The 11,850-nt window shown below is 45.3% G+C and carries 13 protein-coding genes; 6 read left to right on the forward strand and 7 right to left on the reverse strand.

Annotated features, from left to right (window positions below):
- Both MiSe_RS26455 and MiSe_RS26460 read right to left on the reverse strand, forming a co-directional pair.
- A partial coding sequence (locus MiSe_RS26455; RefSeq protein WP_226586194.1) for a hypothetical protein occupies positions 1-262 on the reverse strand: 262 nt, incomplete at its 3' end.
- 159 nt (positions 263-421) lie between these two features.
- Positions 422-1,825 (reverse strand): tetratricopeptide repeat protein, encoded by a 1,404-nt coding sequence (locus MiSe_RS26460; RefSeq protein WP_226586195.1) that lies wholly within the window; start codon positions 1,823-1,825, stop codon positions 422-424.
- A 6-nt stretch (positions 1,826-1,831) separates the two neighbouring features.
- Between MiSe_RS26460 and MiSe_RS26465 the strand changes: the two genes are divergently transcribed.
- The 3 genes from MiSe_RS26465 to MiSe_RS26475 all read left to right on the forward strand — a co-directional run bounded on the left by MiSe_RS26465 (position 1,832) and on the right by MiSe_RS26475 (position 3,111).
- The gene (locus MiSe_RS26465) at positions 1,832-2,050 is read left to right on the forward strand and encodes a hypothetical protein (RefSeq protein ID WP_226586196.1); all 219 of its coding nucleotides are present in this window, start codon (positions 1,832-1,834) and stop codon (positions 2,048-2,050) included.
- 108 nt (positions 2,051-2,158) lie between these two features.
- Complete coding sequence (locus MiSe_RS26470) at positions 2,159-2,605, forward strand: DUF6932 family protein (RefSeq protein ID WP_226586197.1); 447 nt, start codon at positions 2,159-2,161, stop codon at positions 2,603-2,605.
- Positions 2,602-3,111, forward strand: a complete 510-nt coding sequence (locus tag MiSe_RS26475) for a helix-turn-helix domain-containing protein (RefSeq protein WP_226586198.1) — start codon at positions 2,602-2,604, stop codon at positions 3,109-3,111. Before MiSe_RS26470 ends, MiSe_RS26475 begins: the two co-directional genes overlap by 4 nt.
- A 417-nt stretch (positions 3,112-3,528) precedes the next feature.
- Here the strand turns inward: MiSe_RS26475 and MiSe_RS26480 are convergent, their stop codons facing one another.
- Complete coding sequence (locus MiSe_RS26480; RefSeq protein ID WP_226586199.1) at positions 3,529-5,673, reverse strand: peptidase domain-containing ABC transporter; 2,145 nt, start codon at positions 5,671-5,673, stop codon at positions 3,529-3,531.
- Between the two features lie 498 nt (positions 5,674-6,171).
- Between MiSe_RS26480 and MiSe_RS51195 the strand changes: the two genes are divergently transcribed.
- Positions 6,172-6,306 carry a hypothetical protein gene (locus MiSe_RS51195; RefSeq protein ID WP_264196702.1) on the forward strand — a complete coding sequence of 45 codons (135 nt, stop codon included), beginning with the start codon at positions 6,172-6,174 and terminating at the stop codon, positions 6,304-6,306.
- A 33-nt stretch (positions 6,307-6,339) separates the two neighbouring features.
- On the opposite strand, the gene MiSe_RS26485 is transcribed toward MiSe_RS51195, so the two are convergent.
- Positions 6,340-6,555 carry a hypothetical protein gene (locus MiSe_RS26485; protein ID WP_226586200.1) on the reverse strand — a complete coding sequence of 72 codons (216 nt, stop codon included), beginning with the start codon at positions 6,553-6,555 and terminating at the stop codon, positions 6,340-6,342.
- Between the two features lie 178 nt (positions 6,556-6,733).
- Here MiSe_RS26485 and MiSe_RS26490 point away from each other — a divergent pair, with 178 nt between their 5' ends.
- Positions 6,734-7,759, forward strand: coding sequence for a beta-barrel domain-containing protein (locus MiSe_RS26490; protein WP_226586201.1), 1,026 nt, complete (start codon positions 6,734-6,736; stop codon positions 7,757-7,759).
- Positions 7,760-7,834: 75 nt separating this feature from the next.
- On the opposite strand, the gene MiSe_RS26495 is transcribed toward MiSe_RS26490, so the two are convergent.
- From MiSe_RS26495 to MiSe_RS26505, 3 genes are all read right to left on the reverse strand, one after another.
- The gene (locus tag MiSe_RS26495) at positions 7,835-8,137 is read right to left on the reverse strand and encodes a hypothetical protein (RefSeq protein WP_226586202.1); all 303 of its coding nucleotides are present in this window, start codon (positions 8,135-8,137) and stop codon (positions 7,835-7,837) included.
- 71 nt (positions 8,138-8,208) lie between these two features.
- The gene (locus MiSe_RS26500; protein WP_226586203.1) at positions 8,209-8,523 is read right to left on the reverse strand and encodes a hypothetical protein; all 315 of its coding nucleotides are present in this window, start codon (positions 8,521-8,523) and stop codon (positions 8,209-8,211) included.
- Positions 8,524-8,750: 227 nt separating this feature from the next.
- A complete protein-coding gene (locus MiSe_RS26505; protein ID WP_226586204.1) occupies positions 8,751-10,079 on the reverse strand; it encodes a helix-turn-helix domain-containing protein in 1,329 nt (442 codons plus the stop codon).
- Between the two features lie 462 nt (positions 10,080-10,541).
- On the opposite strand from MiSe_RS26505, the gene MiSe_RS26510 reads away from it, so the two are divergent.
- Entirely contained in the window at positions 10,542-11,723 is a 1,182-nt protein-coding gene (locus MiSe_RS26510; protein WP_226586205.1) for a calcium-binding protein, read from the forward strand.
- Positions 11,724-11,850 lie beyond the last annotated feature (127 nt).

Here is an 11,850-nt window from a genome sequence, read left to right on the forward strand (position 1 = left end):
TTTTGCTGCGCTGAAAATTATCATCCAACAAATTCTGAAATACCACGGCGGTTAAAACCGCTCGTGTCGCTTTTCCTCCCAGGTCTGAAGACGCTGGGTTTCCAAGCTCCCGGAAGTTTCTGATGAGATTTTGGATGTTGGATGTTGGATGTTGGATTGATTCTACTATTTCGGCAATACCGAGAATATCAGATAGTCGGTTCAGCATTTCTGGCAAACTACCGCGCCAACTTTTCTTCTGCTCACCTGCACCTCTGCTCACCTGCACCCCTGCGTTTTTCTGTTTGAAATCATCGCTGTATTGTTGATTCCACTCTTTTACCCATGCTGCAAATTCGCGCTGGCGTTTTACTGGTGTTTCTACAGAAGTAGCAGAAAGGACAATTGGTGATGGCGCTTTGTGTTTGAGGATGAAAGTGTGTCAGGCGTAATCGCTGAGATGCCAGTAAACTATCGCTGTAGTGGGATTGAGTAGCTGTTTCATTTCTTGCCATGTGGGTGATGTTTCATCCCACCCAGCTAGCAACCAAGATAAGCAGGCATTTTTTCCCTGTTCTGCTAATTCTAAGGCGGCGCACCAATTCCCAGATTGTACGGCAATATCAACTGTTAATTGTTGCAGCCAGGAGTATTTTAGTTGTAGTTTTGTTTGATTAGCTTCAGAGTGGTTTGATGATTCCAAAAAGCGCCGTAACGCATCAGTAGCTTTTCGCTGGAGTTCTTCTGCTTTTACAGTTTTTCCCCATTTTAGATAGAGGCGAACTAAATCTCGCAAAACCTCTAAATGCCTTTCTGGGAAATCTGCTAATGTCAGGGTTTTTAGTGCTTCGTTGAATTCGGTTACAGCTTGGGGGTAATAGCTGCGTCCTTTGAAATAGTGCGCTCTACCTATAGCACGATGTAACCTGCCCCAAATTTCGGGATGTGTGTCTTCGAGACAATATTTTAATCCTTCCTCATAGCTTGCTAATGCGCCTTGATAACCGCGTTGGTTGAGATGAGGATTTTTGCTGGCGATGGGACTTTGGAAAGCAAGAAAGGTATCGCAACTAGGTGAATTACCGGCTGCAACGCCCCGGTTGAACCAAGCGTCGTAGTAATCTAGTTTAAATTTCAAAGCTTGGTCAAAAGATGCGATCGCTTCTTCATATCGAGCCAAGTTATCACACAGAATAATACCCCGGTTGTTCCAAGCTTTGTGGTCATCTGGTTTAAAATTCAAAGCTTGGTCATAACTGGCGATCGCTTCTTCTAATCTTCCTAAATTAGCTAGCGCCAAGCCCCGGTTGTTCCAAGCTTCGTGGAAATATGGTTTAAAATTCAAAGCTTGGTCATAATTGGCGATCGCACCTGCAAAATCCCCAGCTAAATATTGCTGATTACCTGGCAAAAACCAAGCCTTAGCGTCTCCTACCTCTTCCTCTGCGTCCTCTGCGTCTCTGGGGTTCAATTCCTTCAACCTTCTCCCAACCTCACCCGCAACCTTTGACAACTCCCCAACATCCAACTCACCCAACTGCACCATCCGCATTGCTAACTCAGAATTCGCTGCATCTGACGCCAACAACCTTTCGCCAAACCGCTGCAACCAAGCCACCAACTCCGCCGCAGTAATATTTTTTGAGATCAAAAAACCCCGCACATCGCCTTGACTCCAGCCATCATTCACCCATTCCAAGAGTTCGAGAAATAAAGATTCATACCCGGTATCTGTCAGTATTTGCCGCTGTTGTGGAGTTCCATTTCCCACATTTGACCGCTGAGGAGGAGTTCCCAACCACCGCTGTAACAAGCTTTTCAGCCACCGCCAAACCTGCTTGAGCATCTGCCTTTGGTATTAATTTTATTCCGATATAGCGATTCTAATAAATTGCTACAGGAGGCGGCTGGGGGGTTACGGAAATGTGGGATTTTCGATGCGGGGAAGGTTGCGCGTCGCTGTCGCCGTCGCCGTCACCCTGAAGGGTGCGGCTACACAAACGAAGTCCGCCTGCGCGGACTGAAAAATCAACGGTTTAAAAGCCTGCGAAGGCAGGCTTTGTTTGTGTAGCCGCGATTTTAATCGTTCGGTGCTTTGTTTGTGTATCCGCGAGGCTTAGGATTCCGATTGTGGTAGGCTGCTAACCGTATAATTTAATCTGTGTTAGGGTGTGAGAAAGTGATTCCCGAATTTGACGAACATGGTAACTTACCACCAGGCGTACATTTTTGCGAATGGCAAGAATTTGTTGAGAGATTTGCGACAACAGATCAAAGATTTCTCTTGATACAAGGTTTGCAGATGGCAATGGAGGAATTAAAAGCCGCTGGTTGCCGGACAATTTATATCAATGGCAGCTTTGTTACCAGTAAATTAAGACCTGAAGATTTTGATGCCTGCTGGGATAGAGAAGAAGTCGATACAGATTATCTCAGAATCCATGCTCCTAGATTACTTAATCATTATGACCGCGCTAGACAAAAAGCTAGATACAAGGGTGAAATCTTTCCAGCAGACCAACCTGTAGGGAATTACGGAGACAATTCCTACAATTTTTTTCAAAGTGACAGAAAGGGAAATCGTAAAGGTATTATTGCTATAGACTTAATGAGGTGGGAGCCATGATTAAAAATGATTTAGAGTATCGAGTTACTCAAGAATGGGTAGAGAAATTTGAAAAATCTATAGCCGCAATGGATAGAGATGAAGAACGGAAAAAAAATGACCCTGACGGATGGGAACTTTTACGCAGTGCCTCCCAATGCCATCTCGATAAATTGAAAGCTGAAATCGCCGAATATGAAATGCTCATATCCCACGATAGTCATACGCCAATCGTGCTAGAACTGGAAGAACTTTATTATCTACCTCAAATTCTGATTAAAGCGCGGATAGCGGCGAAACTGAGCGAAAAAGAACTGGCGGCTTTAACTGGACTGACAGAAGAACAAATTAAGAGCTACGAACATAATGATTATGAAAATGCTAGCTACGTTCATGTCGGATTTGTGATGGATGCACTGGATATAAAAATTCAAAAATGTCAGTTTTTAATTCCTTTGGATACCTTGAGGAGAAAACCTTTTAATAAAGAGGATTTCCTATCTTCATCTCGGAAAAATAAGCAGTAGGGTGTTGACGGCGCGGATTTCATTTTTTCGGTTTCGTAGATGGAGATCTTGCACTTAGCTCAACACCCGCCAGGAAATCAATTTCCTGGCTAATAGCCGCAAGTCCACAGTGGACTGAATGCTGTTTTTCAGTCCTCTTTCAGAGGACTTTAGCTATTAGCCAGGGGTTTTAACCCCTGGCGGGTGATGCGACTGGTAGAAGATCTCAGCAGTAGGGTGCGTTAACGCAGTGTAACGCACCATTTTTGACGGTGCGTTACGGCGCGGATGCGATTTTTTGTCAGAATTTCACGATTAAACGCCGCGCCTAACGCACCCTACTGTCTGTGATAATTTGAGAAACCCGGTTTTTTAGAAAAAATACACTTTAGCGCCACAAACAGCGCTAAAGCGCTTACTACGAACTCTGTCTATCTATCAAGGATTTAAGAAGTCTAAATGCGCGCCTGCTTTAGACCGCAAATCCTCTGGTGTTCCTTGTAATCTCAATTTACCTTTATCCAATAAGACAATCCAATCAGCGCGATTAATTACTCTGGGACGGTGGCTAATTAAAATGGTCGTTTTCCCTCGACGGTGACGCAAAAGTCGCTCTAAAACTTGCGCTTCGCTTACGGGGTCTAGTCCGGCGGTAGATTCGTCTAAAATCAATACGGGCGGATCGTTAACTATTGCTCTTGCTATTGCTAATCTTTGCCGCTGTCCTCCCGAAATATTAGCGCCAAATTCGCCCAAAATTGTTTGATATTTATCGGGTAACTGACTGATAAATTCATCGGCTTCGGCAATTTGACATGCGCGGACAATGCTTTCAAACGTCGCGTCTGGGGAACCTAAACGGAAGTTTTCAAGTATTGAACGACTCCAAAAATGGGGTTCTTGGGGAACTAAAACAACCTGTTGGCGCAAGCTTTCCAGGGATAAGTCTTGCTGGTTATAAATCCCTATTCTAATATTACCAGATTGGGGTTGATACAATCCAGCAATTAGTTTGGCCAAGGTACTTTTACCGCAACCGGATTTACCGATAATCGCTACAACTTTACCACCGGGAATTGTCAGGGAAAAGTTTTTGACTAATTCCACTCTTCCCGCATAGTGAAAGTTAACGTTACTGCAAGTAATATCGGCGTCGTCTAGTATTTTCGCAAAGGGCTTTTTACCATCTTCTTGAGTTTCTGGCGTGGCGTCGATTACTTCCCCTAAACGTTGACTAGCTGTTTGGACGCGGGTGAATTCATCTACCAATCCAATCGCGGTAGTAATTAAACCAGCAAAGTTTTGATTCATGCTGTTAAAAGCCAGCAATTGTCCGATGCTGAGTTCTTTATTAATTACTAGCCAACTGCCTAACCAAAGTAAAGCGATCGCACCACTCCCAGAAACAAATCCGGAAAAAATATTGTTGATAATCCCAATTTGAGTCGTGCGGAAGTTTAAGTTAGCCAATCGCCCAAATCTCCCCTGCACTTCTTCCCAAAATTGCGAAGAAGAATTGGTGGTTTTCATCGTCAACGCGCCTTTGAAGGTTTCGACTAAAACCCCTTGGTTTTCTGCCTCTAAAACTAAAGTATTGCGAGTTTTTCGCTGTAAAGCTGGCAAGAATACAATCGTCGATAAAGTCATCAACGCAGCCAGCAATACAGCCGCAATCGTCAGTTTCCAACTGTAAAACAGCATAAAGAAGAACGAAACAATCGCAATAAATAGCTGACTGGGGAAACTGACCACGACTTGGGAAACTAGCTGGTTAATGTCTTCAATATCGTGGAGGCGACTGACGATTTCGCCACTGCGCCGCGATTCGTAATAAGAAAGCGGTAAGCGCAGAATTTGTCGCCCGAATTCCAAGACTAAACCTAACTCCAACCGCTGGGCAAAGTGGGCGATAAAATTAGATTGCAAGAATTCTAAACCGCTGCTAAAAACGTTCATGACGATGACAGCGATCGCTAACCCCGTCAGCAGTTGCATATCCCCCCGCACCAACACATCATCGGTGAGAATTTGCAGCAAAAACGGCGAAGCTAAAGACAGCAACCCTAAAACTAAATTTAACAGCAATGCTTGCGTTAGCAAAGCCCGAAAAGGCCAAACTCGGCGCGCAAACCGAGTCACACCGCCAACTTTATCATCGGTTTGGCTAAAAAAGCGCACCGGATCGGGTTCCAACAACAGCATTACCCAATCAGTCCAACCTTCCTCCATCTCCTCGCGGTCAACGTAGCGGATACCTATTGCCGGATCTGCGATCGCATATTGCTTAGCTTTTTGTCCGTACAAAACCACCCAGTGGGAACCCATCCAGTGAATAATAGCTGGTAGCGGTGCAGCCTCCAACTGGTCTAAAATATCCGGTGAAGTTCGCACAGTGCGGGCATTAAAACCCATCACCTCCGCCCCTCGCTTCAACCCCAACAAAGTCGTTCCCATTTGTCCGGTACCCACCGCTTCCCGAATCCGATTGAGTGCAAAGATGCGCCCATAAGACTTAGCAACAGAAGCAAGACACGCCGCGCCGCAGTCTTCTTCGCTATGCTGCATGACAACTGAGTATTTCATTAGAAAATTAATCTAAGTTTGATACACCAAGTAGTTAATTCGCCCTCATCCCACCCCCATCAGCAAAAAAATACCCGTAGTTTTACGGGTGCATCAAATTATTTAACTGACAATCCTAGAAACCGGGTTTCTGGGTAAATCTTTAGTTACCAAACCAAGGATTTTTTAGAGAAACCCGGTTTCTGGGCGCAGGACAATCCTAGAAACCGGATTTCTGGGTAAATCTTGAGTTGCCAAACCAAGGATTTTTTAGAGAAACCCGGTTTCTTTGCGTAAGTCCTGCAATCAAAAATTGCCGGTAAATTGCCTAATTTCCGGCGAATTCATCCGAATTACCACATCGAACTTTTACCCATAAAAGTATGAGTGTTAGCTCAAATTATCCATTTTTAGATAACGAGATACTTTTATGGGTTACAGTTTGGCGGTACGCTGGTAAGATAAACTACGTGACCTTAGTTCGACATCACAACTGAGGTAAGAGATGGAGACGCGGCGATGTTCTGGAAAATCTCTCCGCGTCACCAACTTTTTCTTAGCACCAAGTTAGAAGAAGCCGCGTTGTTGGCAACTTTTGCTTGTGGCGCTTCGTTTCCCAAAAATGACTTAAATCGAACTCAGATCGCGCCATGACTCGCGTCACCGTTCGTACTATTACAGCTAACCTTAGTTGTAGCTGTAGTAAGAACGCCGACAGGAGTAATAGCGGGGACGGTAACAATGTCCGTAGTAGCGACGACGATGACAGCGGCGACGGCGGTGCCCATAACGAAGCTCGTATACGGGAGTGTACCCAACGAACTGGTAGTAATAATAGTGGGCACCGTTGACTGTTTCAGCTTCTTCAGCAGACAGATCGGTGAATAGCGTGGTTGTTTCCATTTCCTTTCCTTTCACAGTGAACTCCTTTTGGAATTGATATAGAGGAGAAAACCCGCAGGAAGCTGTACTGATTTGTAGCTTGTTCTTGCGAATTCTAATACAGATTACCCAAGCCAGAGATTACATCCGGATAGCTCTGGAAAGTTGTTAACGTTTCTTAACAAAACCTGAAATCGTGATGATTAACGACAAATTTGACATAGATCCCCTAAATCCCCTCGATAGCGACGACTTCCTCCCGCCTATGGGTCGTTGGATGAGATTAAGTGGCATATTTTTGATGGGGACGTTTGGTGCAGCGATCGCGCTGTCTGGGTTCATCAAGTACAATACCGTCGTCAAAGCATCTGGGATGGTGCGTCCTCAAACCGAATTGCAAACCGTACAGGCGCAAAGCGAAGGAAGACTCACAGCGATTAAAGTGAAAGAAAATCAGCAAGTGCAAGCGGAAAGCGAGATCGCGCAGATCGACGACACCCCGCACAAGCGCAAGAGAAGCCAGGTGCAACAATATATAGATCGCTTGAGAACGCAACAGCAGCAACTCAAGAATCAAATCTATGGCAGCACCAGCGGCAATAGACAAAATCCACCGCGAGGTTTGGACATCAACGAACTCAACTTTCCCAACCTAGCGCCGCAGATCCGACAGTACAAGCAACTACAGAATAATATCGACAGCGCACATAAAGAAGTAGAACAACTCGACGAAGCAATTGAAAACAGTACGATCCGGACACCAGTTGCTGGCACGATCTTTGGTTTAGACGTGGAAAACGTCGGTCAGCCGGTACGTAATGGTGCCAGAATTGCCCAAATTATCCCCAAAAACGTGCCGATGGTAATCAAAGCCAACGTACCCGTTGATGCACTGGGTCAAGTGGAAGTCGGTCAATCTGTGCAATTGCGGGTTTCAGCATATCCTTATCCGGATTATGGCACCCTGAAAGGGAAAGTGAGCGAGATCGCACCCGACGCCGTCACCGCACAGAACCAGAATAATAACAATAACGATGAAGGCAGCTTCCCCGCTGCTGCGGCTTACTACGAAGTCACGATTGTGCCGGAAAAAAGTTATTTAACTAGGAGCAATAAGCAATACAATATTCAACCCGGAATGGGAGTGACAGCAGATATTATTTCTAGGGAAGAGACAGTACTAACATTTTTGTTGAGAAAGGCAAGATTGATGACAGATTTGTAGCAAAAAGATCGTTCGTAGTAAGGACTTCAGTCCTTCGCTCAGTTGCATGTCCCGACAGGGACTTAAGTCCCTGTCTCATAGCAAAAGTCCTCTTAAGAGGACTATAAAAGCTTCTTCATTCCACAAAGCGTGGACTTTTGGGCAGAGGAAATGGAAAAATTGTTGAGGCGATATCGCCTTCGCGAAGCTTGCGCCTAGCGCATTCGCTTCGGTGAGTTGTCTGGATAAATAATTTTGCGATCGCACTAATTCTGGATGGGGAAATGAGGTGCGATCGCGCAGCGTGCGGTCGGCATATCGCTTTGGGCGAGTGCTAGGGGTGTGCATATCGCTGCCAATTCTAACGCTTAATTTATCTGATATCGTTTCCTTAGGCATCGGAATTACGACCTGTAGGGGCTTTTCTTGCAATTAGCAATTAGCAATTAGCAATTACCCAGAAAGGCCAATCATTCCGATGCAACCGGATTTGATATGAATGCTTCACTTTGAACGCTGCTTTGATTTGGCTGGATTAATCGATTTTTCTCAAATCTAGGCAGAGTCACCATGCCAAGTAAAACCAAACCCGCGATCAAAAGTAACTGGGTAACTAAATCGGGAGATTTTTCGGGATTTTCTTGAGGAATTTTCTTAGTATCGCAAATTTTTTCACAAACAGTGCAAAAGTAGAGGTGTTGTTTGTCAGAGTCAGGATGCCTTTGGAAATTACAGGGCAACGAATGAAGATTCGTGTTATCTTGGTAAGGACAATCTTTAGACATAGTTCTATATCGATTCTGTTGTTTTAACTATGTCAGTACATTCATGCACCCAGTGAGAATGTGTAAGAAGACTCACAAAATACTCACCCACATACCCATTTGTGCAAAGTACATAAGAAAAAGAAACCCGGTTTTTTCAAAAAACCGGGTTTCTCGTGTTGCGCCGACATGGGATCCCAGAGACTAGATCTCTGACTTCTGTTGTGAAGTCGGGGAGCTGGGTAAACTTAATGACTAAGGACAAATGATTTAATCGTATTTACATACTCCCTTACCACAGGTTGTTGCGTAAAACCGTCGTCAGTTTTTTCAATCAGCGATCGCGCTTGCAAAGACTGTAGCACTTCCAGCAACTCTTGTTGCGAAACAGAGGGAATAGAAAGCCGCAGTTTCTCCAGCCTCATCGCCTCCCAGTTAATTGCCAGCGAGGACATCACCTGTTTTTCTAAATCTGACAGACGATTAAACTGCTGATCTAAAATATCGCGAATCTCTCCAAAAACTAGCGTCCCCTGGGCTAAAAAATCAGCGATATTTCCTTCAAATAAATCCTGGATCGCCGTGGCAACGATTTTCAACAGCAGCGGATTGCCTGCATAGAAATACGAGAGCTTCTCCCAATCTTCTTCCCAGCCAAAAAGCCCTTTTGTCATCAAAATTTTTCTCGCTTCTATCTCCTGCAAACCCCCCAAATATTTGCAGCGAACGGGTAAAGTTTTGCCTTCTTGACAAGCCAACCCCCTTGGTTTCTCCCGGCTAGTCAGTACCAAGCAACTTGGATGGCTTGCTTCTCCAACTATTGTGAAAAACTGACCGTAACCTTCATATCCTTCGCGATAGCGCCCGCCGCAATTGCCACTTTGCAGAACCGCATCAATACTATCCAGGATTAGCAGACAAGGTGCGGAGCGTAAATAGTACATTAACTGGCAGATTCTACAGTCCAAAGTCGTTGGTAAATCCGTTCCCCGCTGTTTTGAAAGGAATTGAACGATCTCTGCCAGAATTGTTTCCACGGGTGGTGCATTGCGGAGACTGCGCCAAATTAGGTACTCAAACTGAGTTTGAATTTGTTCTGCTAACTTGATAGCCAGAGCAGTTTTACCCATTCCCCCCATGCCCAATATTGCCACCAAACGACATTTATCCTGCAAAATCCATTGCTTGAGAGTAGCGAGTTCGTCAGTGCGTCCTAAGAAAAAAGAAACATCAATCGCTTCGCCCCAATCTTGGTGCTGGTTATTGTTACCATTGGATGCCAGAAAAGTTTGTGTATCCTGACTGCTGAGGCTGTTATTGGGAATTGGTGAGAATCGCCGCCGCAGGACAGACCGGAAATTATTTTTAGTGACTTTTTCCCCCAATGACTTAGAGAGCGCGCGCCACAACCCAGAGCCAACATCCCGCAAATAATTGGCATCGTAACCAGCTAAAGCCGCAATTTCTTCATACACCCGTTCTTCCCAAGCTCCCCGAAATACTAGCTCTTGAACGTGATTGAGAGACTCTGGCTTTAGTACAGTCTCCAAAAAAGCAAGTGCGTCTTCTATATTCATTTTTCCCAGCTTGTAAAAATACTTAACAATCCGATTTGTTAAACCAGGTAACCGTTGCATCTACTGCTGTTGGGTGACAGCATCCTACTCCCTTTGCTTGGCAAAGGTTATGCGCTGTACCCCCATCACAACTACACTTCAGTATTTTTCCATAAATTTCAGGACTATTTTAACAAAACTTAATAATACTTGCCAAAAAATTCTGACATTTTCTCACATTTTCTTACGGTAAATCAGGAATCTTTAACTTAACTTTATGAAGTAGGCCACTGAAGTCAGTAATTATCAGGGCGATCTGAGAAAAGTAACGAGTTCTCGCCTCCAAATTGTTACTGACACAAATCAGAAGTGAAAGAGACAGTAGTTTCACTGAGAAATTACCGTTTTTTCAACACTTTGTAGCCTCAAAAATAGCTCTTGATTTACATCAGTTGTACTGAATTTTTGCAGGGAGAAACTATCATGGCAGATTTCTTTGGCGATGGGCTAAACAACAACTTCAGCGGGACTCCTCTAGCCGATCTCATGCTTGGTGCGGGTGGAAATGACACGCTCAATGGTGCTGGTGGTAACGACCTATTGCTGGGTGATTCTGGAAATGATTCACTCATTGGTGGTGCTGGTCTAGACACTCTCTATGGTGGAGAAGGCAACGATACCCTAGATGCAACTGGAGGAGGTCCTGATACGCTCATTGGTGGAGTTGGCAACGACGTTTACATTGTTGACAGCACAGGTGACACGATCTTAGAGGGTGCCGGCGCTGCTGGGGGCATCGATACCGTCCGGTCTTCCGTCACCTATACGCTGGGTGCCAACGTGGAGAACCTGGTACTCACGGGTGTCCTCAATATCAACGGTACGGGCAATGGCCTTGCCAACCAAATCACTGGGAATAGTGGCAACAACATTCTCAGCGGTTTAGGTGGCAATGACACCCTTACTGGCGGTGCTGGCAACGACACGATGAGTGGCGGTGCTGACAACGACACGATGAGTGGCGGTATCGGCAACGACATCATGAGCGGCGGTAATGGCGACGACAACATGAGCGGTGGCGATGGCAACGACAACATGAATGGAGATGCTGGCAACGACATCATGAATGGAGATGCTGGCAACGACATCATGAATGGAGATGCTGGCAACGACAACATGAATGGCGGTGCTGGTAACGACAACATGAGCGGTGGCGATGGCCTCGACACCCTTACTGGCGGTACAGGCAGTGACACCCTGGCTGGCGGTGCTGGTAACGATGTCCTAATTGACGGGGGCGGTAATGACCGCTTCCTCTTCAACACAACCTTTGCTACCGCCGGTGTAGATACGGTTAATAACCTCTCAGTCGGCGTTGACAAAATTGTCCTCGACAAGACAATCTTCGCCGCCCTCGAAACAGTTCCTATTCCGGGTGGTGCTGTGTTGCTAGCCAACGACTTTGCCGTCATCAATACGAATGCCTTCATCGAAAACATCACAGCGGGAAATACCAATGCTGAGATTGTTTACAACACCGTAACCGGCAATTTGTTCTACAACCCGGATAATAATACACCAGGTCTTGTGGGCGGTGGTCAGTTTGCCACACTCGTCGGTTCTCCGAATAATTTATCAAGAACCGACTTCCTCGTTGTGGTGTAGCAATAATTGCGGAATCTCAGAATTGAGAAACTCGGTTTCTGCGTCCATATTTCGTTGCTCTTCAAATGACTTGTGCTAGAAACCGGGTTTCTTTGTGTAAGTCCTACTAACTCAAGTTGCTAGTTAT

It is taken from the genome of Microseira wollei NIES-4236 (genome assembly GCF_020521235.1).
GTDB classification, from domain to species: Bacteria; Cyanobacteriota; Cyanobacteriia; order Cyanobacteriales; family Aerosakkonemataceae; genus Microseira; species Microseira wollei.

Excerpts from the sequence above, each read along its gene's own strand:
- MiSe_RS26460 (WP_226586195.1), bottom strand. The coding sequence starts at position 1,825 with ATGCTCAAGCAGGTTTGGCGGTGGCTGAAAAGCTTGTTACAGCGGTGG.
- MiSe_RS26475 (WP_226586198.1), top strand. The coding sequence starts at position 2,602 with ATGATTAAAAATGATTTAGAGTATCGAGTTACTCAAGAATGGGTAGAG.
- MiSe_RS26480 (WP_226586199.1), bottom strand. The coding sequence starts at position 5,673 with ATGAAATACTCAGTTGTCATGCAGCATAGCGAAGAAGACTGCGGCGCG.
- MiSe_RS51195 (WP_264196702.1), top strand. The coding sequence starts at position 6,172 with ATGTTCTGGAAAATCTCTCCGCGTCACCAACTTTTTCTTAGCACCAAG.
- MiSe_RS26485 (WP_226586200.1), bottom strand. The coding sequence starts at position 6,555 with ATGGAAACAACCACGCTATTCACCGATCTGTCTGCTGAAGAAGCTGAA.
- MiSe_RS26490 (WP_226586201.1), top strand. The coding sequence starts at position 6,734 with ATGATTAACGACAAATTTGACATAGATCCCCTAAATCCCCTCGATAGC.
- MiSe_RS26495 (WP_226586202.1), bottom strand. The coding sequence starts at position 8,137 with ATGCCTAAGGAAACGATATCAGATAAATTAAGCGTTAGAATTGGCAGC.
- MiSe_RS26500 (WP_226586203.1), bottom strand. The coding sequence starts at position 8,523 with ATGTCTAAAGATTGTCCTTACCAAGATAACACGAATCTTCATTCGTTG.
- MiSe_RS26505 (WP_226586204.1), bottom strand. The coding sequence starts at position 10,079 with ATGAATATAGAAGACGCACTTGCTTTTTTGGAGACTGTACTAAAGCCA.
- MiSe_RS26510 (WP_226586205.1), top strand. The coding sequence starts at position 10,542 with ATGGCAGATTTCTTTGGCGATGGGCTAAACAACAACTTCAGCGGGACT.